At 36.9% G+C, this 24,658-nt stretch carries 24 protein-coding genes; 23 read left to right on the top strand and 1 reads right to left on the bottom strand.

Translation table 11 applies throughout. From position 1 onward, the window contains the following. Positions 1 to 562 precede the first annotated feature (562 nt). The 10 genes from rpmH to F7984_RS18805 all read left to right on the top strand — a co-directional run bounded on the left by rpmH (position 563) and on the right by F7984_RS18805 (position 9,939). Positions 563 to 697, top strand: a complete 135-nt coding sequence (gene rpmH / locus F7984_RS18850) for a 50S ribosomal protein L34 (protein WP_066109727.1) — start codon at positions 563 to 565, stop codon at positions 695 to 697. Positions 698 to 900: 203 nt separating this feature from the next. After that, positions 901 to 1,242, top strand: a complete 342-nt coding sequence (gene rnpA, locus F7984_RS18845; RefSeq protein WP_066109724.1) for a ribonuclease P protein component — start codon at positions 901 to 903, stop codon at positions 1,240 to 1,242. Between the two features lie 139 nt (positions 1,243 to 1,381). After that, entirely contained in the window at positions 1,382 to 2,155 is a 774-nt protein-coding gene (gene spoIIIJ / locus F7984_RS18840; protein ID WP_066109790.1) for a YidC family membrane integrase SpoIIIJ, read from the top strand. Then, on the top strand, positions 2,152 to 2,772 hold the full coding sequence (jag, locus tag F7984_RS18835) for an RNA-binding cell elongation regulator Jag/EloR (RefSeq protein ID WP_066109723.1): 621 nt from the start codon (positions 2,152 to 2,154) through the stop codon (positions 2,770 to 2,772). The genes spoIIIJ and jag overlap by 4 nt, the downstream gene beginning before the upstream one ends. Before the next feature lie 352 nt (positions 2,773 to 3,124). Then, positions 3,125 to 4,510, top strand: a complete 1,386-nt coding sequence (gene mnmE / locus F7984_RS18830; protein WP_066109720.1) for a tRNA uridine-5-carboxymethylaminomethyl(34) synthesis GTPase MnmE — start codon at positions 3,125 to 3,127, stop codon at positions 4,508 to 4,510. Between the two features lie 12 nt (positions 4,511 to 4,522). Continuing rightward, positions 4,523 to 6,412: a tRNA uridine-5-carboxymethylaminomethyl(34) synthesis enzyme MnmG gene (mnmG, locus tag F7984_RS18825; protein WP_066109717.1), complete on the top strand. Its 1,890-nt coding sequence runs from the start codon at positions 4,523 to 4,525 to the stop codon at positions 6,410 to 6,412. A gap of 11 nt (positions 6,413 to 6,423) precedes the next feature. After that, positions 6,424 to 7,140, top strand: coding sequence for a 16S rRNA (guanine(527)-N(7))-methyltransferase RsmG (gene rsmG, locus F7984_RS18820; RefSeq protein ID WP_066109714.1), 717 nt, complete (start codon positions 6,424 to 6,426; stop codon positions 7,138 to 7,140). 138 nt (positions 7,141 to 7,278) lie between these two features. Next, positions 7,279 to 8,160 carry a nucleoid occlusion protein gene (gene noc / locus F7984_RS18815; RefSeq protein ID WP_066109711.1) on the top strand — a complete coding sequence of 294 codons (882 nt, stop codon included), beginning with the start codon at positions 7,279 to 7,281 and terminating at the stop codon, positions 8,158 to 8,160. Between the two features lie 182 nt (positions 8,161 to 8,342). After that, positions 8,343 to 9,104 carry a ParA family protein gene (locus F7984_RS18810; protein WP_066109709.1) on the top strand — a complete coding sequence of 254 codons (762 nt, stop codon included), beginning with the start codon at positions 8,343 to 8,345 and terminating at the stop codon, positions 9,102 to 9,104. Beyond that, positions 9,097 to 9,939, top strand: coding sequence for a ParB/RepB/Spo0J family partition protein (locus F7984_RS18805; RefSeq protein WP_066109707.1), 843 nt, complete (start codon positions 9,097 to 9,099; stop codon positions 9,937 to 9,939). Before F7984_RS18810 ends, F7984_RS18805 begins: the two co-directional genes overlap by 8 nt. 30 nt (positions 9,940 to 9,969) lie before the next feature. Here F7984_RS18805 and yyaC read toward each other — a convergent pair whose 3' ends face one another. Further along, positions 9,970 to 10,608 carry a spore protease YyaC gene (gene yyaC, locus F7984_RS18800; protein WP_066109705.1) on the bottom strand — a complete coding sequence of 213 codons (639 nt, stop codon included), beginning with the start codon at positions 10,606 to 10,608 and terminating at the stop codon, positions 9,970 to 9,972. 546 nt (positions 10,609 to 11,154) lie between these two features. On the opposite strand from yyaC, the gene F7984_RS18795 reads away from it, so the two are divergent. The 13 genes from F7984_RS18795 to F7984_RS18735 all read left to right on the top strand — a co-directional run bounded on the left by F7984_RS18795 (position 11,155) and on the right by F7984_RS18735 (position 24,652). Further along, entirely contained in the window at positions 11,155 to 11,352 is a 198-nt protein-coding gene (locus tag F7984_RS18795) for a DUF951 domain-containing protein (RefSeq protein ID WP_066109702.1), read from the top strand. A gap of 172 nt (positions 11,353 to 11,524) precedes the next feature. Beyond that, on the top strand, positions 11,525 to 12,625 hold the full coding sequence (ychF, locus tag F7984_RS18790; protein WP_066109696.1) for a redox-regulated ATPase YchF: 1,101 nt from the start codon (positions 11,525 to 11,527) through the stop codon (positions 12,623 to 12,625). Positions 12,626 to 12,765: 140 nt separating this feature from the next. Further along, positions 12,766 to 13,059: a 30S ribosomal protein S6 gene (gene rpsF / locus F7984_RS18785; RefSeq protein WP_302621348.1), complete on the top strand. Its 294-nt coding sequence runs from the start codon at positions 12,766 to 12,768 to the stop codon at positions 13,057 to 13,059. A 61-nt stretch (positions 13,060 to 13,120) separates the two neighbouring features. Further along, entirely contained in the window at positions 13,121 to 13,627 is a 507-nt protein-coding gene (ssb, locus tag F7984_RS18780; protein ID WP_066109692.1) for a single-stranded DNA-binding protein, read from the top strand. A gap of 52 nt (positions 13,628 to 13,679) precedes the next feature. Beyond that, positions 13,680 to 13,922: a 30S ribosomal protein S18 gene (rpsR, locus tag F7984_RS18775; protein WP_066109691.1), complete on the top strand. Its 243-nt coding sequence runs from the start codon at positions 13,680 to 13,682 to the stop codon at positions 13,920 to 13,922. Between the two features lie 357 nt (positions 13,923 to 14,279). Further along, positions 14,280 to 16,253, top strand: coding sequence for a DHH family phosphoesterase (locus F7984_RS18770; protein ID WP_140461918.1), 1,974 nt, complete (start codon positions 14,280 to 14,282; stop codon positions 16,251 to 16,253). Then, positions 16,250 to 16,696 carry a 50S ribosomal protein L9 gene (gene rplI, locus F7984_RS18765; RefSeq protein WP_066109684.1) on the top strand — a complete coding sequence of 149 codons (447 nt, stop codon included), beginning with the start codon at positions 16,250 to 16,252 and terminating at the stop codon, positions 16,694 to 16,696. The genes F7984_RS18770 and rplI overlap by 4 nt, the downstream gene beginning before the upstream one ends. Positions 16,697 to 16,923: 227 nt before the next feature. Continuing rightward, positions 16,924 to 18,288, top strand: a complete 1,365-nt coding sequence (dnaB, locus tag F7984_RS18760; protein WP_066109682.1) for a replicative DNA helicase — start codon at positions 16,924 to 16,926, stop codon at positions 18,286 to 18,288. 185 nt (positions 18,289 to 18,473) lie between these two features. Beyond that, the gene (locus tag F7984_RS18755) at positions 18,474 to 19,763 is read left to right on the top strand and encodes an adenylosuccinate synthase (protein WP_066109679.1); all 1,290 of its coding nucleotides are present in this window, start codon (positions 18,474 to 18,476) and stop codon (positions 19,761 to 19,763) included. Between the two features lie 267 nt (positions 19,764 to 20,030). After that, positions 20,031 to 20,741 carry a response regulator YycF gene (gene yycF, locus F7984_RS18750; RefSeq protein WP_066109676.1) on the top strand — a complete coding sequence of 237 codons (711 nt, stop codon included), beginning with the start codon at positions 20,031 to 20,033 and terminating at the stop codon, positions 20,739 to 20,741. Positions 20,742 to 20,746: 5 nt separating this feature from the next. Next, complete coding sequence (walK, locus tag F7984_RS18745; RefSeq protein WP_066109673.1) at positions 20,747 to 22,570, top strand: cell wall metabolism sensor histidine kinase WalK; 1,824 nt, start codon at positions 20,747 to 20,749, stop codon at positions 22,568 to 22,570. Beyond that, positions 22,567 to 23,871, top strand: a complete 1,305-nt coding sequence (locus tag F7984_RS18740; protein WP_066109672.1) for a YycH family regulatory protein — start codon at positions 22,567 to 22,569, stop codon at positions 23,869 to 23,871. Before walK ends, F7984_RS18740 begins: the two co-directional genes overlap by 4 nt. Further along, complete coding sequence (locus F7984_RS18735; RefSeq protein WP_066109666.1) at positions 23,858 to 24,652, top strand: two-component system regulatory protein YycI; 795 nt, start codon at positions 23,858 to 23,860, stop codon at positions 24,650 to 24,652. Before F7984_RS18740 ends, F7984_RS18735 begins: the two co-directional genes overlap by 14 nt. The last annotated feature ends 6 nt before the right edge of the window (positions 24,653 to 24,658 follow it).

The following is a 24,658-nucleotide window of genomic DNA, read 5'->3' as shown; positions in this document are numbered from 1 at the left end:
ACAGCCAAACCACAATAAACTTGAATTAAAACAATATAAATAGGAAATGTATAAATATAAAAAACAATGTATAAGGAACATTATGGGGAATATAGGTTTTCGACAATATCCACTTCCTGTGGACAAAGTTATACGCTCCTGTGTAAAATCCTATCCACAGCTTATTAACAATCTGTGGATAATTATTTATGTGGATAAGTTATTAAGAATGAAAACAAAAAATATGATATCAAAAATTTGCTTGAGTTGCAACGTTTTTTGTTATTTATCCACAAGACTCAGTGAATGGGGATGAAAGTTTTCCACAAGAAGTGGGTTTGTGCAAAACCTGTCGAAAAGGGGTGTGGATTGTTAAATAGTGATAATTTAATTATCCACAACCTATCCATAGAGAACAAGGTAAATTTTAAAAATGAAATTTAAGCGATCCATATAAATTTATTTATTTGTAAATCAGAAGGTAGTTTTTAATGTTTGAAAGTATAAGTTGACAATTACGTATCACCATCTATATAATTGTAAAGACTGTCTTTAACTGTAATCCTCAGGGAGGTGTACTAATATGAAAAGAACGTACCAACCAAATAAACGTAAACACAGCAAAGTTCATGGGTTCCGTGCCCGCATGAGCACAAAAAACGGACGTCGTGTTCTTGCAGCTCGTCGTCGTAAAGGAAGAAAAGTATTATCTGCCTAGACCACTGACCATTTCAGTGGTCTTTTTTTAAGCTTATAGCGTTTTTTAATGATTAAGATGAGAAATAGATCAAAGTTATATACAGATTGGCGTTTTAATAATGCGTAAATTTGTTAATGATGTACAATGGAAATATAATGGGATTAGAAATAAATCGAAACCCATTTAAAAGTTGAACGTATGTGTTAGGTGCAGGTGGATATATGAACAAAGAGCGCAGGATTAAAAAGAATCAGGATTTCCAGGAAGTATTTAAAAAAGGTAAATCTTTTGCGAACAGGCAATTTGTTATTTACGTATTAAAGAAGGAACAGACAAACTTTCGTCTGGGTCTTTCAGTGAGTAAGAAAATTGGCAATGCAGTGACACGGAACCGTGTTAAACGTTATGTAAGGCAATCCTTTTTAGAGCTTGATGATCGAATCATGAAGGGGAATGATTACATCATTGTTGCAAGAAAACCGACCTCAGAAATGGACTTCCATGAATCGAAAGCGAGTCTAATCCATGTATTAAAGCGTGCTGGCGTCTTGAGAAAAATGTAGTGTAGGTTTTCTGTTATAAAAAAGCCTAAAACATTTAGGCGTAGACATCTAAAAGATGTTAAAATACATTCATTGGCATATAAGAGGTATTAATGCCTCTTAAGTAGTTAGGAGGAAATAAGGCTTGAAGAAGAAACATATGCTTCTCTTTGGTTCGGTTGTTTTTCTCATTGCTGTTCTATCAGGATGTAGTGAAGTCAATCAACCAATAGATTCAGAAAGTACTGGTATCTGGAATCAATACTTTGTTTATCCGCTTTCCTGGCTGATAATCAAAATGGCTGAGTTATTAGGTAATAAATATGGAATATCGATTATTCTGGTCACAATTTTGGTTAGATTATTGATTTTACCATTGATGATTAAACAAATTAAAAGTACAAAAGCGATGCAGGCTATTCAACCGGAAATGAATAGATTGAAAGAGAAATACAGCTCTAAGGATGCTGAAACTCAACAAAAACTGCAGCAGGAAACAATGGCTTTGTTCCAAAAACATGGGGTAAACCCATTGGCAGGATGTTTGCCGATTTTTGTTCAAATGCCGATTTTGATTGCGTTCTATCACGCAATTATGAGAACAACTGAAATTGCTAATCATAGTTTCCTATGGTTTGATTTAGGCGACAAGGATCCATACTTTATCCTTCCGCTAATTGCAGGTGCAACAACCTTTATTCAACAAAAAATATCCATGGTTGGACAGGATGATAATCCAACTATGCAAATGATGCTATATATTATGCCGATTATGATTATTGTGTTCGCAATTAACTTCCCGGCAGCACTATCTTTATATTGGGTTGTTGGTAATATTTTCTCGATTGCCCAAACTTACTTCATTAAAGGGCCTGATTTAAAGCAAGCAAAAGCCGATAAATCAAATGTAAAAGCCGGAGGTAAGAAAAAGTGAAACAAGTAACCGCTACAGCCCAAACAGTTAATGAAGCTGTTGAATCTGCTCTTAAGGAATTAAATACAACGAAGGAAAAGACTGAAATCCAAGTTGTAGATGAAGGGAAAAAAGGTTTTTTAGGCCTGTTTGGCTCAAGACCGGCTATCGTGAAGGTGACTGTAAAGCATGATCCGTTAGCAGAAGCAAAACAATTCATCGAGAATGTAGCAGAAAAAATGGGTGCAGAGGTACATGTTCATCATAAGCAAGAAGGCAAAGTTGTTACATTTGAGTTATCTGGTGAGAAAATAGCCATGCTGATTGGAAAAAGGGGACAAACATTAAATTCCCTTCAATACCTGACTCAGCTTGTAGTAAATAAGAACTCTACCCAATATCTAACGATCATGCTCGATGCAGAGGATTACCGGAGCCGAAGAAATGAAGCTTTAGTTAATCTTTCGGAAAAAATGGCTAATAAAGCTATCTATACAAAAAAAGAAGTTTCATTGGAGCCCATGCCATCATTTGAAAGAAAAGTGATTCATACGGCGCTGATGAATAATAAAAAAGTTAAAACGTACTCTGCTGGTACTGAACCACATCGTCATATCGTGATTTCGCCAAATAAATAGCGTGAACAAAATCTCCGAATGATTTCGGAGATTTTTTTTTGAATGCTTCCAGTTATAATTGATTGAATTTATCGGCTTTTAATAATTAAAAGAACTGCACTTTCTGATATCTAAACGAGTGTATTAGGGCAAAGTAGATATAAGGTGAAAAAAATATAAGAACAGAGTTCACAATTTAGCTGAATAATTTATATCTAAAAGGAAGATTGTGCTTAGATTCTTGTTATTCACATGTGGATAAGTTAAAATTATACGTACTGCATTTTAGTGGTTGTGGATAAGAGCGGCGGGTACAAATGGTATGTGTCGATTATTATAGATTTTTAATTTTGTTATGAAAGGAGTATAGGTCATGGATTTTGATACAATTGCTGCGATATCAACTCCGATGGGAGAGGGAGCAATCGGAATTGTTCGTATAAGCGGAGATGAGGCAATAAGTATCGCAGACTCTGTTTATCGGAGCCCTAAAGGGAAGAGATTGACTGATGTGCCAAGTCATACGATACACTATGGAAATATCATAGATCCTAAAACGAATACCATTATAGAAGAAGTAATGGTGACCGTTTTAAAAGCTCCAAATACATTTACTCGTGAAGATATCGTCGAAATTAATTGCCATGGCGGTTTAGTTTCCGTGAATAGAGTACTTCAGCTTATCTTAAGACAGGGAGCTACTTTAGCCGAGCCTGGAGAGTTTACAAAACGGGCGTTTTTAAATGGAAGAATTGATTTGTCTCAAGCGGAAGCTGTAATGGATTTAATCAGAGCGAAGACAGATAAAGCGATGAATGTAGCTTTAGGGCAAGTTGAAGGTAAACTGTCAAGATTGATAAAGAAATTGCGCCAGGATATCCTTGAAACACTAGCTCAGGTGGAGGTTAATATAGATTACCCTGAATATGATGATGTGGAGGAAATGACTCACCACTTATTTAAGGAACGCTGTGAATATGTCAGTGGGGAAATTGAAAAATTACTACAAACCAGTCATCAGGGGAAAATTTTAAGAGAAGGTATTTCAACCGTAATTGTCGGCAGACCTAACGTAGGAAAGTCTTCCTTATTAAATAGTTTGGTACAGGAAAATAAAGCAATTGTTACAGATATTCCAGGAACCACAAGGGATGTCATTGAAGAATATGTTAATGTAAGGGGAGTACCGCTTCGTTTGGTGGATACTGCCGGAATACGTGAAACAGAAGATATAGTAGAGCGTATCGGAGTGGAACGTTCCAGAGAGGTATTAAAGAAAGCAGATTTAATACTTCTTGTGCTAAATCATGCAGAAGAATTTACAGAAGAAGACCAACGTTTGTTTGAAGCTGTCAATGGGATGGATGTCATTGTGCTTATTAACAAAACAGATCTTCCTGGAAAGCTTGAAATTGATAAAGTTAAAGCTGTTGCAAAGAACTATTCGATTATTTTAACATCGCTAAAAGAGGATAAAGGTGTAGATGACTTAGAGGAAGCTATTTCTGGACTTTTCTTTGAGGGAAATTTAAATTCCGGCGATGCGACATATGTATCTAATTCACGTCATATAGCCCTTTTGAATAAAGCAAAACAGGCAATTGATGATGCACTGGATGGCATTAATGCCGGTGTACCAATTGATCTGGTTCAAATCGATTTAACAAAGTCATGGGAACTATTAGGGGAAGTTATTGGAGAAAGTGTCCATGAGAGTTTAATCAATCAGTTGTTTTCGCAGTTTTGTCTTGGGAAATAAGGAGGTAAAACAATGGCATATCATGCTGGTGAATATGATGTAATAGTAATAGGAGCAGGTCATGCGGGGAGTGAAGCAGGTCTTGCTGCTGCCAGACAAGGGGCTAAAACACTTGTATTAACAATTAATTTGGATATGGTTGCATTTATGCCCTGTAATCCATCAGTTGGTGGTCCTGCAAAAGGGATCGTAGTCAGAGAGATTGATGCTCTTGGTGGAGAAATGGGTAAAAATATTGATAAGACCCATATTCAAATGAGAATGCTCAATACAGGTAAGGGTCCGGCTGTGCGTGCGTTAAGAGCACAGGCAGATAAATTCGCCTATCAGAACGAAATGAAAAAAACGCTCGAAAATGAAAAGAATCTAACCCTCATGCAAGGGATGGTTGATCGCTTACTTATTGAGGATGGGGAATGTAAGGGCGTTATTACACAGACAGGGGCTATCTATCATTCAAAAGCAGTTGTTATTACAACAGGGACTTTTTTACGCGGAGAAATTATTTTAGGAGAATTAAAATACTCCAGCGGTCCAAATAATCAACAACCATCCATCAAGCTATCTGAACACCTTGAAGAGCTTGGATTAGATTTAGTCCGTTTTAAAACAGGTACACCGCCAAGAGTGAACGGTGATACAATTGATTACAATAAAACTGAAATACAACCTGGGGACGATGTACCAAGGGCATTTTCCTATGAGACAACGACCTATATTACGGATCAGTTGCCATGTTGGCTGACATACACAAATGAAGGAACACATACGATTATCGATAATAATTTACATCGCTCTCCTATGTATTCTGGAATGATTAAGGGTACTGGACCGCGTTACTGTCCATCAATAGAAGATAAAGTAGTTCGTTTTAATGATAAGCCACGCCATCAAATCTTCCTTGAACCGGAAGGCAGAGACACGAATGAAGTATATGTACAAGGGCTTTCAACAAGTTTGCCGGAAGATGTTCAAAAGGAAATCCTGGCAACCATACCGGGGCTCGAAAATGTACAGATGATGCGGGCTGGCTATGCAATTGAGTATGATGCTATCGTACCAACACAGCTCTGGCCGACATTAGAAACAAAAAATATTAAAAATTTATATACTGCTGGCCAAATTAATGGTACATCAGGTTATGAAGAAGCTGCTGGACAGGGGCTAATGGCTGGGATCAATGCAGGCCGCAGAGCTCTGAATGAAGAGGAGATTATTCTGAGCCGTTCGGATGCCTATATTGGGGTTCTGATTGATGACCTGGTTACGAAGGGAACGAATGAGCCTTATAGATTGCTTACATCCCGTGCTGAATATCGTTTATTGCTGAGACATGATAATGCAGACCTGAGATTAACAGAAATAGGCCATCGCATTGGATTGATCAGTGAGGACCGTTATGAACGCTTCTTGACTAAAAAGCAAGCTATTCAGAATGAAATCGAAAGGCTGGCTGCTACCATCATTAAACCAAATGAAACTACCCAATCTTATTTAAGAGAATGGGGAAGCAGTGAACTAAAGGATGGCATTCGCGGCAATGACCTGCTTAGAAGGACAGAATTATCGTACAAACATATCAGTCAATTAATTCCTGCAGAGAGTGAAGTTCCTGAGGATGTAGCAGAGCAGGTGGAAATACAGGTTAAATATGAGGGTTATATTGAAAAGTCGATTCAGCAAGTAGAAAAGCTGAAGAAAATGGAAAACAAAAGAATCCCTGATTTAATTGATTATGACGCTATTACAGGGCTTGCTTCTGAAGCACGTCAGAAATTAAAACAGGTTCGTCCATTATCTATGGCCCAAGCTTCACGTATATCAGGTGTTAACCCAGCTGATATTTCTATCTTGCTCGTTTATATTGAACAAGGGAAAATTGCAAAAATACCCCAAAATTAAGAGGTAAATAAATGAACATATCAGAATTTAAACATGCATTAGAGGAGAAGGGAATTGTTCTTTCTCCATCTCAGCTTGACCAATTCGAAACGTATTTTAAGCTTTTGGTAGAATGGAATGAAAAAGTAAATCTGACAGCTATTACGGATAAAGAAGAGGTTTATTTGAAACATTTCTATGATTCCATCTCACCATCTTTCTTTATTGATTTTAATCAGGATCTTTCTTTATGTGATGTTGGAGCGGGAGCAGGGTTTCCCAGTATACCACTAAAGATTTGCTTTCCATCAATAAAATTGTCTATTGTAGATTCTTTAAATAAGCGGATTACCTTTTTAAAAACCTTAACAGATGAGCTGGGTTTACAGGATGTCAATTTATATCATGATCGTGCAGAAACATTTGGTAAATTAGCAGCACACCGGGAACAATATGATTATGTTACGGCTAGAGCAGTTGCCAGATTATCGGTTTTAAGCGAGTTATGCCTTCCATTAGTAAAAAAAGGAGGCAAATTTATCGCTTTAAAAGGTGCCGGTGCTGATGATGAAGTATTGGCAGGGAAAAAGGCGTTGACAATTTTAGGTGGTAAAATGGATCAGGACTTTTATTTCCAACTGCCAAAGGAAGACAGCAAACGTCATATTATCTTAATAGATAAAGTAAAAGAAACGCCAAAAAAATATCCACGAAAACCGGGAACACCAAATAAGCAGCCATTAGAGTAAACTTTATTGAGACGGATATTCTAAAAAACGGTATAATAAAGATAGTTATTACCAAAAAATGAGACAATCTGAACTTATTTAAATATGATTTTTGCCAATGATTAAGCTAGTTGGAAGTTTTTTAAAGGTGGTGTAGGGATGACAAAACATCCTTTTTCACGTTTTTTTGGACTTGGAGATAAAGAACAAAATGTTGACAGGGAATCGGAAATTGAGACGGAAAAAGAAGAAATAAACCATGACGAAATCCATAAATTACCTATTTCTTCAATTGTACCAAATCGTTTTCAACCAAGAAGTATTTTTGATGATGAGAAAATTGAAGAACTTGCTCTGACTATAGAAACGCATGGAATTATTCAACCCATTGTTGTCAGAGAAATCCATGATGGACAATTTGAAATAATTGCCGGTGAACGTCGATACCGAGCCATAAGTAAATTGGGTTGGGATAAAATTCCTGCCATTATTAATAATCTCTCAGACACTGAAACAGCATCTGTTGCTTTAATAGAGAACCTTCAACGTGAGGAATTATCTCCTATTGAAGAAGCTGTGGCATACAGTAAATTAATTGAACTGCATCAATTGACCCAGGAAGGTCTTGCAAACAGGCTTGGAATAGGACAATCTACGGTTGCCAATAAAATCCGTTTACTTAAATTGCCGCAGGTGGTTCAGAATGCGGTCATGCAAAAGGCAATCACAGAAAGACATGCACGCTCCTTAATCCCATTAAAAGATCCTGAAAAACAGGCGAAGCTTGTCGAAGAAATTATTGATAAAGGACTGAATGTGAAGCAGACAGAGGAACGAGTCAACAAACTGCTTTCAGCTGATGAAGACAAAAAGCCTCGTGCCATCCGAAAAGCATTCAGTAAGGATATGCGCATAGCGGTAAATACTATCCGTCAATCAATGAGCATGGTTAAGGATAATGGAATTAACTTAGACTCAGAGGAAACAGAGTTTGATGATTTTTATCAAATTACAATCCGTATTCCGAAAAAGAGGAAATAATAGTTTGATTAATTGATAACTTGGCAATCCGATAGGTTGCCAGTTTTTTTTATATAATCAAAACTTTTTACAAAAATCGATACTTTCTGTGTGATAATTTTAAATATATGAACTTTGAAAAATAGAAACATGTTAAAATAGAAACGTTATAAGTCTGAATGTAAAGTGAGGCAGGTGACAACATGGGAAAAGTAATATCTATTGCAAACCAAAAAGGAGGAGTTGGTAAAACAACAACCTCAGTTAATTTGGGGGCCTGCTTGGCGTACATAGGAAAGAAAGTTTTGCTAGTCGATGTTGATCCACAAGGAAATGCGACCAGTGGAGTAGGGATAGAGAAGGCTGATGTTGAACAATGCATTTATGATGTACTTATTGATGATGTGGATGTTGCTGATGTTATTAAGGCAACGAAAGTTGAAAACCTAGATGTCATACCGGCTACTATTCAACTTGCAGGTGCTGAAATAGAATTGGTTCCTACCATATCCAGAGAAGTACGCTTGAAAAGAGCGTTAGAAGCAGTCGTTAATGAGTATGATTATATTATTATTGATTGCCCTCCATCTTTAGGTTTATTAACTCTAAATTCCCTTACAGCATCTGATGCTGTGCTTATACCTGTGCAATGTGAATACTACGCCCTTGAAGGCCTCAGTCAATTACTTAATACGGTTAGATTAGTCCAGAAACATTTAAACCATGATTTAAAAATAGAGGGAGTATTATTAACCATGCTTGATGCCCGGACAAACCTGGGTATACAAGTCATAGATGAGGTTAAGAAGTACTTTCAGGATAAAGTATATAAAACGATCATTCCACGTACCGTACGTTTAAGTGAAGCACCAAGCCATGGTGAGCCGATTATTATTTATGATCCAAAGTCACGTGGAGCGGAAGTATATTTAGATTTGGCAAAGGAAGTGGTTGCAAATGGGTAAGGGATTGGGGAAAGGTCTTGATGCCCTTATTGCTAACATGGAAGTCAGCAAAGAAGAAGTGGTACAAGAGATTGCGATTAAAAATTTGCGGCCAAATCCATATCAACCAAGGAAATCTTTTCAGCCTGAAGCTATTGAAGAATTAAAGAACTCAATTCTTCAACATGGAATTTTACAGCCTCTGATTGTACGGAAAAGCAGTATTAAAGGCTATGAAATAGTGGCTGGAGAAAGGCGCTTTCGTGCTGCTAAAGAAGCAAAAATGAAAACTGTGCCTGCTGTAGTTCGTGAATTTGATGATCGACAAATGATGGAACTTGCTTTATTGGAAAATCTTCAAAGAGAAGATTTAAATCCAGTAGAGGAGGGTGCTGCTTATCAGTCATTATTGAGAAACCTTGATATCACTCAAGAAGAATTGGCGAAAAGAATGGGGAAAAGCCGACCTCATATAGCCAATCATATTCGATTGTTATCATTGCCTGCATTGATTCAGGATTATATTTCTCAAGGAAAATTATCAATGGGACATGGAAGAGCATTGTTAAGCCTGAAATCAAAAAAAGATATTAAACCTCTGGCTGATAAAGTAATTAAGGAAAATCTTAATGTTAGGCAATTAGAGGGGATCATTCAAGGTTTGAATGAAAGTGTTCCACGTGAAACAAAAAAAGTCCCTGCTAAGGATATATTTATTCAGGAAAGAGAAAATCAATTAAGAGAACGTTTCGGTACAACAGTTAATATTAAACAGAATAATAAGCGTGGGAAGATAGAAATAGAATTTTTCTCCAATGAGGATTTAGAGAGACTCCTTGAAATTTTAGAAAAATAAAAAACCATTTATATGGTTTTTTATTTTTCTCTATAAATTATTGTCATGTACCTTTTCTTCTTCGAAGTTCCAATTAAATGTTGTAGTTATGGAAGCGGCATGATTATAGGATAAACCGGCTAAATAAATACCTTTTGTAATAGCTTTAGCCATTTTTAAGACTAAATTTAAACGAGTATTTTGAAGCACAAAGTATTCCATAAATCCACTAACATTAACGATTCCTGTAATATGGGCTTCTCCCACATTGGGCAATTCTTTATTTACACCGGCACCAGGCTTTACAGGGCCTTTACCAACCTGGATAATTCCAACACTTTTAACTCTGCCAAGACAAGCGTCTATTCCAATAATAAATGGATTTTCATGTATGCTATGAATATAATTAAGTTTTTCTTGTAAATTCACAGCATGGATTGGATCCTCTAATGTACCATATATATAAAAATTGGGCAGTGTTTTCTCACTTAACAATGTTCCAATTAAAGGACCAAGTGAATCACCAGTTGAACGGTCTGTACCGATACAAACAATGACAACAGGACGTACTTTATGAGAAGGGAGGATTGTGAGTAATTCTCTAGAGATAACATGGTGGGCATTCTCTTCCTCATATGATATTCGATTTGTTGTATTGCGTTGTTCAAAAAAAGAAGGCCTCATGTTCATAATTACCACTCCTCTGCAAAAGTACTATCAGTATACGGAAAATATAGGAATTTTATACACTGAACTTTGGAATATTTTGCAGACTTTCGAATCCTATATTCTTCCCATCCGGTTATCAGGATGAAAATACTTGTCTTTTTATATACACTTTTTCCTTCCAAAGCTGAGATGTAGTAAAATGGTTAACGTTTCTTTTAAACAGATTGATTTATCATATGTATACCCAAGCATAAGGAATAAAGAAACATTGTCATTATTCATTTATATAGGTATTTAGATCCTAGTAGATTTGAATAAGTTATATTAAAAAAACATTTAGTTTCAATTCATATACCCAGGTAATAATAGTGAATGGTTCTTTATAGCGAATTTAGTGTGAAACGTTATTCTTATATGATGAAATGAAAGGAAAGAAATTAGAGAAACGGGAGTCTAGGTAGATTTCTGTTTATTCTGGATGTTGGTTTTAATTGGAGGTCTGGCCATATGCTGATATAATTCATGGATATAAAGGGAAAAGTTTAAATAATGGAGGATTAAAAAACTATGGATGATAAGGATTTTGGATTGAATGATGTTGTTGAAATGAAAAAGCCTCATCCATGTGGTATCAACCGCTGGAAGATTATTAGACTTGGTATGGACGTCCGAATTAAATGTGAAGGATGTGACCATAGTGTCATGTTGCCCCGTAAAGATTTTGTTAGGAAGATGAAAAAGATACTTCAGAAACACGAGGCATAATCTCAAAGCTTAATGTACAGCTTGTATGCTATCATAATAAAGTGTAATTCAAATACTAATTGAAAAATAATAGCGGCTTGTCTTTTAGATGACTTGTCACTATAATTGGTAAAGGTTTATCACATATAGATTATATAACATTTAATATGTTTTCACATAAGGAGTGAATGATGTGGCATTAACAGCTGGAATAGTAGGTCTGCCTAACGTAGGGAAGTCTACTCTCTTTAATGCAATAACACAGGCTGGAGCAGAATCTGCTAACTATCCATTTTGTACGATTGATCCTAATGTAGGGATTGTAGAGGTACCAGATCATAGATTGCAAAAGCTGACAGAGCTTGTAGTACCGAAGAAAACAGTACCGACTGCTTTTGAATTTACCGATATCGCAGGAATTGTAAAAGGGGCAAGTAAAGGAGAAGGCTTAGGCAATAAATTCCTTTCCCATATTCGCCAGGTAGATGCAATTTGCCATGTAGTAAGATGCTTTGCTGATGAAAATATTACCCACGTTTCAGGTAAGGTTAATCCAATCGATGATATTGAAACGATTAATCTCGAATTAATTCTCGCTGATATGGAAACGGTAGAGAAAAGAATTGACCGTGTAGGTAAATTAGCTAAACAAAAAGATAAGGAAGCAGTTGTTGAGTATGAAGTTCTTTCCTTATTAAAAGAAGCATTTGAAGCTGAAAAACCAGCCAGAGCAGTTGAATTCACGGAAGAACAGCTCAAAATCGTGAAAGGATTACATCTTCTCACGATTAAACCAGTTTTATATGTTGCTAATGTTGATGAAGATGAAGTAGCAGATGCGTCCGATAATGATTACGTGACTCAGGTTCGTGAATTTGCAGCGAAGGAAAATGCTGAGGTAATCGTGATTTGTGCCAAAATTGAATCGGAAATTGCAGAGCTTGAAGGCGAAGAAAAAGCGATGTTCCTTGAAGAACTAGGCATAGAAGAATCTGGGTTGGATCAATTAATTCGAGCGTCTTATCAATTGTTGGGCTTGGCAACATATTTCACGGCAGGTGTTCAAGAAGTACGTGCCTGGACTTTCCGTAAAGGGATGAAGGCGCCACAGTGTGCTGGAATTATTCACTCTGATTTTGAACGTGGATTTATTCGCGCAGAAATCGTTTCTTATGAAGATCTGATGGCAGCTGGTTCCATGAATGCTGCGAAAGAAGCGGGTAAAGTTAGATTAGAAGGTAAAGAATACGAAGTAAAAGACGGAGACATTATTCACTTCCGTTTCAATGTATAAACAAGAGGACCGGTCAGTATGATCGGTCTTTTTTATCAATTTGCAAACTTCTTATATGTATGCTATACTTTTAACTTGTGAGTAATTGTAATTAATTGCTCCTTGCCCATAAGGGCCGTTTAGACCAAAAGGAGGTGACAGTGATGACAAAATACGAAGTTATGTATATCATCCGTCCAAACATTGAGGAAGATGGAAAAAAAGCTTTAGTTGAGCGTTTTAACACAATTTTAGCTGACAAGGGTGCTGAAGTTCTTGAAACAAAAGAATGGGGCAAACGCCGTCTTGCTTATGAAATCAATGATTTCCGTGATGGATATTACATGATCAACAAAATCCAAGCTGAAACTGCAGAGGCTGTTCAAGAATTTGACCGTCTTGCTAAAATCAGCGAAGATATCATCCGTCATATTGTAGTTAAAGAAGAAGAGTAATTTTGATTGAACATAAATTGTTTCATGTGGAACAATTTTCTAATATTAGGAGTTGATTCTGTTGATAAACCGTGTCATTTTGGTAGGTCGTTTAACGAAGGATCCTGATCTCCGCTATACTCCGAATGGTGTTCCTGTTTCAACCTTCACATTAGCAGTGAATCGCCCATTTTCTAACCAACAAGGTGAACGGGAAACAGATTTTATTAACTGTGTTGTTTGGCGACGCCAGGCAGAAAATGCAGCTAATTATCTGAAAAAGGGTAATCTTGCTGGAGTTGATGGACGTATTCAAACTCGTAATTATGAAGGTCAGGATGGAAAACGTGTCTATGTAACAGAAGTGTTGGCAGAGAGCGTACAATTCCTAGAGCCTAAAGGTTCATCTGCCGGTGAAAAAAGCGGCGGAAGCCAATATGGTGGTCATGATACCAATCCGTTTGGCCAGGGAAATAGCAACCAAAACCAGAATCAACGGAAGGACAGTAATTATACGAAGATTGATGATGATCCATTCAGTAGTAATGGACAAACTATCGATATTTCGGATGATGACCTTCCATTCTAACATTGATAATTCGAACGGACGAATATAATTATAATGAAAGGGAGTGAATAATATGGCAGGCGGACGCAGAGGCGGACGTGCAAAACGCCGTAAGGTTTGTTATTTCACAGCAAACGGCATTACGCACATCGACTATAAAGATGTAGATCTTCTTAAAAAGTTTATCTCTGAGCGTGGAAAAATTCTTCCACGTCGTGTAACTGGAACAAGCGCTAAGTACCAACGTAGATTGACTATTGCAATCAAACGTGCTCGTACTATGGCTCTTCTACCATTCGTAGCAGAGGAAAAATAAGATTTTACACATAAAAACGGAAAGGGAATCCTTTCCGTTTTTTAATTGTATTTAAGGAAACAGTATTGACATGAGGAATTATTAATAAAATTACAGACATCGAATTACATTATTTTTAAATATTATTTCAATATAACATTATGGTTCAATGTAATGTCTTGTTTTTTGGATATCATTTTATTTATGCTTTATAATATTCTTTGTATGTATTTATTGTTTTAAATAGGTACTAATGAAGGGTATTAATTATACGCCTCTGAACAGGTAATTAATTGCTCTGTTGGTCATAATGGAGTTTTATCAAGTATAATGATAAGTAATACATAAATTGATCCACATTATTTAGGAGCTGAATCTATGCCATCTTATTTAAACAGGCAAGCGATCCGTTATCCCATCTACGCATTATTGGGTGTATCTTTAGTAATCATCGGAGTTCTTGCTTATTATAATTGGATATTTGCAATAGTAGCTTCTTTGCTTTTTGGCATTCTCTTCTTTCTAATATTAAAAATTGAATATGGAATACAAAAAGAAACGGAAATCTATATTTCCACTCTATCCTATCGATTAAAAAAAGTGGGGGAAGAAGCTCTATTAGAAATGCCAATAGGTATACTGCTTTTCAACGAGGATTATGTAATTGAATGGACCAACCCATATATGGCTAAGTGTCTCCAGGAAGATACTTTGGTTGGAAAATACATTTCTGAGGTTGCAGAACCCTTAATACCTTTGGTGAAAAGAGAGGAAAGCGAAGATATTGTAGCAATTTATAATCGTAAGTTTCGAGTAGTCCATAAACCGGAGGAAAGATTGCTTTATTTCTTCGATGTTACAGAGCAAACAGAAATTGAAAAAATGTACGAAGAAGAGCGAACTGTCATTGGAATTATCTATCTAGATAACTATGACGATGTGACACAAGGAATGGACGACCAGCGAAAAAGCAGCTTAAATAGCTTTGTAACCTCCCTATTAAATAATTGGGCTAAAGAATATGGAGTCTTTTTAAAGAGAATTTCCTCGGATCGGTTTATCGCTATTTTTAGCGAAAGTATTCTTAACCACCTAGAAAAAACGAAATTTTCCATACTGGATGATGTACGGGAAACAACGGCCAAGCAAAATGTTCCGTTAACACTGAGTATAGGTGTGGGGAGCGGAATTTCTGCATTACCTGAATTGGGCAGCATTGCTCAATCAAGTCTTGATCTGGCTCTGGGTAGAGGTGGAGATCAGGTTGCCATTAAACTCCCAAATGGAAAAGTGAAATTTTATGGTGGCAAAACGAATCCTATGGAGAAAAGAACTAGAGTTCGCGCACGGGTAATTTCACATGCACTGCGTGATTTGATAGTCGATAGTGATAAAGTTATTGTAATGGGACATAAGTTTCCCGATATGGATGCTATTGGTTCGTCCTTAGGGATATTAAAAATTGCCGAAATGAATAACCGTGAAGGATATATTATTCTAGACAGAAGTGAATTAGATTCAAGTGTTAAACGACTTCTATCTCAAGTGAAGCAAAAGCCTGAGTTGGACTCCAGATTTATATCACCTGAAATTGGTGTTGAGCTAATCACCGATAAAACATTACTTGTTATCGTAGATACTCATAAGCCAAGCATGGTCATTGAGGAAAAACTGGTTTCCCGGGCTGAAAAAATCGTGGTGATTGATCATCACAGGCGTGGCGAGGAATTTATAGATAATTCTATCCTGGTTTATATGGAGCCATATGCATCATCTACAGCCGAGTTAGTAACGGAGCTTATTGAATACCAGCCAAAGCGTGTTAAGGTAGGTATGCTGGAAGCAACTGCTTTGCTGGCTGGTATTATAGTGGATACAAAATCCTTTACATTTAGAACAGGATCCAGAACTTTCGATGCTGCTTCTTTTTTAAGAGGGCATGGTGCAGACACAGTCCTTGTACAAAAGCTTCTTAAGGAAGATGTAGATACTTACCTAAAGCGCGCAAAGCTGATTGAGGACGTTTATTTTTATCATAAAGGGATTGCTATTGCTCATGGTGATTTAAATGAATTTGCTGATCAGGTTTTGATTGCCCAGGCTGCAGACACATTGTTAGCAATGGATGAAGTGATCGCATCCTTTGTGTTATCACGAAAATCAGAAACTAGCATTGGCATAAGTGCAAGATCTCTTGGCGATATAAATGTTCAGGTTATTATGGAACGTTTGGGTGGCGGAGGGCATCTTACAAATGCGGCAACTCAACTGGATGACATTTCAATGGAAAAAGCAGAGCAAATGTTGAAAGATGCAATTGATGAGCTATATGAAGGAGGCACAAACACATGAGAGTAATATTTTTAAAAGATGTTAAAGGAAAAGGAAAAAAAGGTGAAATTAAAAATGTTGCAGATGGGTATGCACATAATTTCCTTTTGAAACAGGGATTAGCTGTAGAAGCAACCGGCAGCAATATGAAAACACTAGAAAATCAGAAAAATAAAGAAGTACAGCTTGCAGCTGAGGAACTAGAAAATGCAAAAAAATTAAAAGAGCAATTAGAAAAGCTTACAATTGAATTAAAAGCGAAGACTGGTGAGGGCGGCAGAATCTTTGGATCCATTACCAGCAAACAGATTGCTGACGAATTACAAAAACAGCATAAGCATAAAATTGATAAACGTAAAATTGAATTAGAAGACGCAATTCGCTCTCTCGGCTACACAAAAGTTCCGGTTAAGCTTCATCATGAGGTAACCGCTACTTTAAATGTTCATGTGAAAGAACAATAAAATATTTTCCCAGGAAATAATTTTCTTAAAAAAAGTGATGAAAAGCTTGTTAGCTGATTTCATCACTTTTTTTTAGTATGATAGAAGTTACTAATGCAAATGAAAGTTAAAATAAATAATTTCCTGTACCTATTCTCTTCATTTCCATATACAATAGAATAGCAATCCATTTTAATTGCTAATAAAAATATATAATTACGTTTAAATATATAAAGGGGGTTTGCCGAATGAATGAGCTCTTTACTGATTTGGTTCCACCACAAAATGTTGAGGCGGAACAAGCGGTTTTAGGAGCAATTTTTCTTGTGCCTTCCTCTTTAATACTTGCCTCTGAGATTTTGATACCTGAGGATTTTTATAGAAGTGCACACCAAAAAATCTTCCTGGTTATGCTGAAGCTAAACGACAAAGGAAAGGCTGTCGATTTAGTCACAGTAACAGAAGAACTAAGTGCAACAAAGCAGCTTGAAGAGGTAGGGGGAGTTCCCTATTTAACAGAACTGGCGTCATCAGTACCTACCGCGGCCAATATAGAATATTATGCCCGAATTGTTGAAGAAAAGTCCGTTCTTAGAAGATTAATTAATACAGCAACTGGCATTGTACAAGATGGGTATTCACGTGAAGATGAAGTAGAAAGTCTCTTGGGTGAAGCCGAAAAGAGCATTATGGAAGTTGCCTCCCGAAAAAATGCCGGAGCCTTTCACAACATTAAAGATGTTTTAGTTCGGACCTATGACAATATTGAGTTACTTCATAACCGCGTAGGAGATGTAACTGGAATACCTACAGGCTTTAATGACTTGGATCACATGACAGCAGGCTTTCAGCGTAATGATTTAATTATCGTTGCTGCCCGTCCATCTGTTGGTAAAACAGCCTTTGCACTTAATATTGCCCAAAACGTTGCAACAAAAACGGATGAAAATGTTGCGATTTTCAGTTTGGAGATGGGTGCAGAACAATTGGTCATGCGTATGCTTTGCGCAGAAGGTAATATAAATGCTCAAAACCTTAGAACAGGATCTCTGACAGACGAAGATTGGCGCAAATTAACACTGGCAATGGGAAGCTTATCAAATGCAGGTATATTTATAGATGATACTCCGGGTGTCCGAATTAGTGAAATCCGTTCAAAATGCCGTCGTTTAAAGCAAGAACATGGACTTGGCATGATCCTGATTGACTATCTCCAGCTTATTCAGGGAAATGGCAGATCAGGAGAAAACAGACAACAGGAAGTATCAGAAATTTCCCGTTCCCTTAAGGCCTTGGCAAGGGAGCTAGAAGTTCCGGTTATCGCTCTTTCCCAGCTCTCTCGTGGTGTTGAGCAACGTCAGGACAAGCGTCCGATGATGTCTGATATCCGTGAGTCAGGAAGTATTGAGCAAGATGCTGATATTGTAGCCTTCTTATACAGGGAAGATTATTATGATAAAGAAACAGAAAACCAAAATGTTATTGAAATTATCATTGCGAAACAGCGTAATGGCCCGGTTGGAACAGTTCAACTGGCATTTGTGAAGGAATACAATAAGTTTGTTAATTTAGAGAGAAGATTCCAGGATGATGCCATACCTTCTGGAGCATAATAGTTTATAGACCGACCCACCAAACAAAGGTGGGTTTATTTTTATTACATCAATACACGAACATATTTTACTATTTTCATATAAACGTTCGTGAATTCCTTGAAATTACTTCATGTAATTGATACACTTAATTTGTTTGTTAAGCCAAAGTGCAAGATGTTGGTAAATTAGTGGAGGTGTAAAGAATGTCTTCAGTCGTAGTAGTAGGTACACAATGGGGAGACGAAGGTAAAGGAAAGATTACAGATTTCCTTTCAGAAAACGCAGAAGTAATTGCCAGATATCAAGGTGGAAATAATGCGGGACATACAATAAAATTTAATGGTGAAACATATAAGCTTCATTTGATTCCCTCAGGCATATTCTATAAGGATAAGATATCGGTAATTGGAAATGGTATGGTCGTTGACCCTAAAGCACTTATTGAGGAGCTTACTTATCTGCACGATCGTGGGATTACCACAGATAATTTACGTATCAGCAATAGAGCCCATGTGATTCTTCCTTATCATCTGAAACTTGATGAAGTAGAGGAAGAGAGAAAAGGGAGTAATAAAATAGGTACTACTAAAAAGGGAATTGGCCCGGCTTATATGGATAAAGCAGCCCGTATAGGTATCAGGATTGCCGATTTATTAGATAAAGAAGTATTTGAAGAGAAGTTAACAAGAAACTTGGAAGAGAAAAACCGTATGCTGGAACGTTTTTATGAAACTGAAGGCTTTACGATGGATGATTTCTTTGAAGAATATTATGAATATGGACAGCAAATTAAACAATATGTGTGTGATACCTCTGTTGTTTTAAATGACGCCTTGGATGAAGGACGCCGTGTTTTATTTGAAGGAGCACAAGGGGTAATGCTTGATATCGATCAGGGAACATACCCATTCGTTACATCCTCCAACCCAGTTGCGGGCGGCGTGACAATCGGTTCCGGAGTTGGACCATCAAAAATCAATCATGTAGTGGGTGTATGTAAAGCCTACACGACACGTGTTGGAGATGGACCATTCCCTACCGAACTTGATAACGAAATTGGTAATCAAATTCGTGAGGTAGGAAGAGAATATGGTACTACTACGGGACGTCCGCGAAGGGTAGGTTGGTTCGATAGCGTCGTTGTCCGCCATGCGCGCCGCGTTAGTGGAATCACTGATCTTTCTCTTAACTCTATCGATGTTTTAACAGGTATTGAAACATTAAAAATCTGTGTTGCTTATCGACACGATGGAAAAGTATTGGAGGAGTTCCCGGCGAGTCTGAAAATATTGGCTGAATGTGAACCAATCTATGAAGAACTGCCAGGCTGGACAGAAGATATCACGGGTGTGAAAACATTGTCTGAACTGCCTGCAAATGCACGTACTTATCTAGAAAGAGTATCTCAGTTAACAGGTATTCCATTATCAATCTTTTCTGTAGGACCGGACCGTAATCAAACGAATATACTCCGCAATCCATACGGTATATAAAAAATAACTGGCTGACAGACGAAAACGTTTGTCAGCTTTTTGAATAAATTAATCATTAGTACTAGTATATTTCATAGAGAATTTGAGGGTTAGACACCAGTCTAATCCTTTTTGGTATTCACCCTTGTATATATTTGGAATTAAATTTTAAAAAGATGACCTGTTTCAATAGAAATGGTAAAGTAAGATTAGGATAGTTTAACAAAATTGTGACTCGCAGATGTCATTAATATAGACATTTTATTATATAAAAGGGAGAAATAGACGATGGATAAAAAGATACTGGTTGTTGATGATGAAAAGCCTATTGCAGATATATTACAGTTTAACTTGAAAAAAGAAGGATTTGATGTGTATTGTGCCTATGACGGTAATGATGCCATTAAACTGGTAGAAGAACTTCAGCCAGATTTGATTTTATTAGATATCATGCTACCGCAACAGGACGGAATGGAAGTATGCAGGGAAGTGCGGAAGAAATATGATATGCCAATTATTATGCTGACGGCAAAGGATTCCGAAATAGATAAAGTGCTTGGCCTGGAACTGGGCGCAGACGATTATGTGACAAAGCCGTTCAGTACTCGTGAATTAATTGCGCGCGTAAAAGCGAATTTACGCAGGCAAAAACATGCTGCAAATCAGCAGGAAGATAACGAGGAAACAAATGAAATTACGATTGGCAATCTAGTGATACATCCTGATTCTTATATGGTATCCAAAAGAGGTGACACCATTGAATTAACCCATAGGGAATTTGAGCTTCTCTTTTATCTCGCTAAACATATAGGCCAGGTAATGACAAGGGAGCATCTTCTGCAGACAGTATGGGGCTATGATTACTATGGAGATGTCAGAACAGTTGATGTAACCGTTCGACGCTTACGTGAAAAAATAGAAGATAATCCAAGCCATCCTGCATGGATTGTTACAAGAAGAGGAGTTGGGTACTACCTCCGTCATCCTGAACAGGAGTAAAAATTATGAGAAAAGTTGGTTTCTTTAAATCGATTTATTTTAAGTTTGTACTAATTTATGTGCTGCTTATTTTAGTTGCCATGCAAATTATCGGAGTTTATTTTGCACAGGGACTTGAACAGCAGCTATTGGAGAATTTTAAGAGCTCTATTCAAGAGCGGGTAACGATTCTTTCCTATAGTTTAGAAAAAGAAATAACGGAAACCCGCAAAGTTGAAGATCCCACCTTAATAGAAGACATTAAGACGACATTGGAGGGATATTCCTCTGGGGATATAACGGAAATACGGGTAATGGATCAGGATTCAAAAATTATTGGCACATCTGATCCGGAGAAACAAGATATAATAGGGAGCCGTTCAACTGAAAAGCTTGTTGATAGGGCAAATAACCAAGGAACGCCCCAAACAGAAATCAGAATCGATTCTCAGACGGGAAAAAGAATTCTCCTTTGGTCAGAACCGATTTTGAGTGATGGACAAATTATAGGGAATTTATATCTGAATACGAAAATAGAGAATGTCTATTCCCAATTAAAACAAATTAATACGATAATGGCGAAGGGAACGATTATTTCTCTTGCAGTGACAGCCTTTTTAGGAATATTGCTGGCACAAACCATTACAAGGCCAATATCTGACATGCGTAAGCAAGCTTTAGCGATGTCACGTGGTAACTTTTCGAGAAAAGTTAAGGTGTATGGATACGATGAAATTGGCCAGCTTGCTATTACATTCAATAGTTTAACTAAAAAGCTACAAGATGCACAGGCGACAACTGATGCAGAGAAAAGGAAGCTCTCTTCTGTATTGACTAATATGACAGATGGCGTGCTAACAACAGATCGCAGAGGCCGAGTCATTTTGATTAACGACACAGCACTATCAATGCTGAAAGTTTCACGTGAAACGTCATTATCTAAGCCGATTACAGAGGTATTAGGATTAGAGGACACGTTCACTTTTGATCAATTATTGAGTGAGAAAGATTCCATTATCCTTAATTACAGCAATGAAAAGAAACTGCTTTATTTAAGAGCGAATTTCTCTGTTATTCAAAGAGAAACAGGTTTTATTAATGGGTTAATTGTCGTTCTTCATGATATTACCGAGCAAGAAAAGATCGATGAAGAGAGAAGAGAATTTGTTGCGAATGTTTCCCATGAGCTTAGAACGCCGCTGACAACGATGAGAAGCTATCTTGAAGCTTTGGCAGATGGCGCTATGGAAGATAAAGAGCTTGCTCCGCGTTTTCTGAATATAGCTCAAACAGAAACAGAGCGGATGATCAGATTGGTCAATGATCTCTTGCAGCTTTCAAAGCTAGATAATACAGACTATAAGCTTTCTACAACCTGGGTCGATTTTGGCCGTTATTTCCACCGAATTATCGATCGTTTTGAAATGTCTAAATCGCGAAATGTAACTTTTAAGCGTTTAATCCCATCTGAGCCAATTGGTGTTGAAATAGATGAGGATAAAATTACTCAAGTACTCGATAATATTATTTCGAATGCATTGAAGTATTCACCTGAGGGTGGACAAGTTACCTTTAAGCTGCAAGTAATCGGACAATTTGTGGAAATTAGCATTAGAGATGAAGGAATGGGTATTCCAAAAGAAAATGTAGCTAAGATATTTGAAAGATTCTACCGTGTAGATAAAGCCAGATCAAGAAAGATGGGCGGTACAGGTTTAGGTCTCGCGATAGCGAAGGAAATGATTGAAGCACATAAGGGGCATATTTGGGCTTCTAGTGAGGAAGGGAAGGGGACAACCATTTTCTTTACTCTCCCTTATGAAACATTACAAGAGGATGATTGGGAATGAGCTGGGAAGGATTTAAAAATATCTTATTGGTGTCCCTCATTTTGATAAGTGGCCTTTTGACTTGGTCATATTGGTTTTATCAGCCAACCTATAACGAGACGGAGAATACAAACTATGTTCAGGAGAAAATCTTCAGTAATCTTGAACCCGATGAAGTCGTAAAGCCAACAAAAATGATTTATCATAAAGGTAATTTATCCTATGGAACTTACTCTGAGGAAATGATTACACAAGCAATCAACTCCATAAAAAAATGGAATATGTTTAACTTTCAGGATCAATCATCAAAGTATAAAAATACTGCTGCTATCAATAAGTTTAGTGAGAAGGATGGATTCATTGAATTAATATTTAATGATATCGTTCCGCTGTCTTTTTATAAAAATTATTTAAAAATAGAAGATAATGAGTTGCCAAATGTTAAATTTGACAGGGTTATTATTCATACCGATAATGATTCTATCTACTTTGTTTCTAGTGAAAAGAAAACAGTCATTGAAGCATCCGTTGATAAAAGTTTGATTGAAGACTTCACAAAAGAGTACGCGAGGGTTGAAAATCTAAAACCCTACACAAAGCTGAAATTATCAGAAACTAACTCAATCCTGGTTCCATCCGGCGAAATAAAAGTAAGTAAATATGATTTTCTAACAAAAGCTACTGATGTGAAAAGCTTTAAGGAAGCTCTGTTTATCAGACCAAGCACTGTTAAGCAGGAAGGGGATATCTATACCGATGGATTGAGTATAATGAAAAAGAACCCAAAGACATCAATGATTGAATACAAAAATCTTGTTGTCGGTGCCAAAGATGAGAAAAAGCTGGAAACTCATATATTGCAAAGCAGCATAGAATTTATCAATATTCATGCCGGTTGGGATACACGCCACCGGTATGCGTCATTAGATGAGTTTAGCAGAGAAGTCGCTTTCCGTTTATATATTGATGGACTTCCTGTATTTAATGAGGAAGGTATGACTGAAATTCACCTGGAATATGGAACTCAAAATGTGAAGAGATATGAACGTTCCTATTTTAATCTTGTGGATGAGCCCTTGGATCAAAGCGCAGTTACTCTTCCTTCTGCAAATGAAGCTTTAAAGTCCTTCAAAAACGGTATGGGTAAACAATATGATGCAAATAAACTTACGGATATGACTGTCGGCTATAAGCTAATTTATGATGATAATTCAGGCACGACTCTTTTGGAATTGAAACCTGTCTGGTACTATCAGTATGGTGGCAGCTGGATGGAGATTCCCGAAAAGGATTTAGGAGGACTTATGGATGGATTGGAATAAAACAAAAGGTTTATTTATTGTTGTGTTTCTAATTCTGGATGTATTCCTCCTATATCAGTTCCTGGATTTTAGGGCAGCAAAGCTTGAAATCAATAAGGATTCGGATTCAACCATTGAAGAAAGGCTAAAGGCTGAGGGAATCAAGTATCATGTAGGAACTCAGGAAAGAGTAAGTGAAAAGACGATAAGTGCTAAGCCTAAGGAATTCAGTAAAGAGGAATTAAATACCCTCAAAAATCAAACCTTAATTATTGATAATAAAAGAACCATTCGATCGACGCTGGATAAACCAATTAAAATTGGTACTGGTGAAGGGAAATATTTTGAGCTGGAAAGCTTCATTAACAAAAATGTATATTCGGGAGATGAGTATAAATTTTGGCGTAAAGAAGATGGGACAATAACATATTATCAAACCTACAAAAGCCGTTTACTTTTTAATAATAAAAACGGCGCCTTAATATTTACGCTTAATGAAAATGATGAAGTAATTTCGTATATACAAACACACCTCGATGATATTGAGGAATTTAATGAAAACCAAGAGATTAATCCGCCAATTCAAGCAGTAGAAAGTCTGTTGAATGGAGGATACTTGTCATCTGGAAGTGAAGTTTCAAAGGGAGAGCTTGGTTTTTATACCTTAATAGAAGTATCAGAATCAAAAGTGCTTGTCCTTGTACCAACATGGCATTTTACAGTAAATAAGCAAGAGGATTATTTCGTAAATGGTATTGAAGGACAAGTGCTGAATACAGAAGAAGGAAATGTAACGGAGTGAGGAAGA

This window comes from Pradoshia sp. D12, assembly GCF_008935075.1.
GTDB lineage: Bacteria > Bacillota > Bacilli > Bacillales > Pradoshiaceae > Pradoshia.
This window is presented reverse-complemented; position numbering and strand designations above follow the sequence as displayed.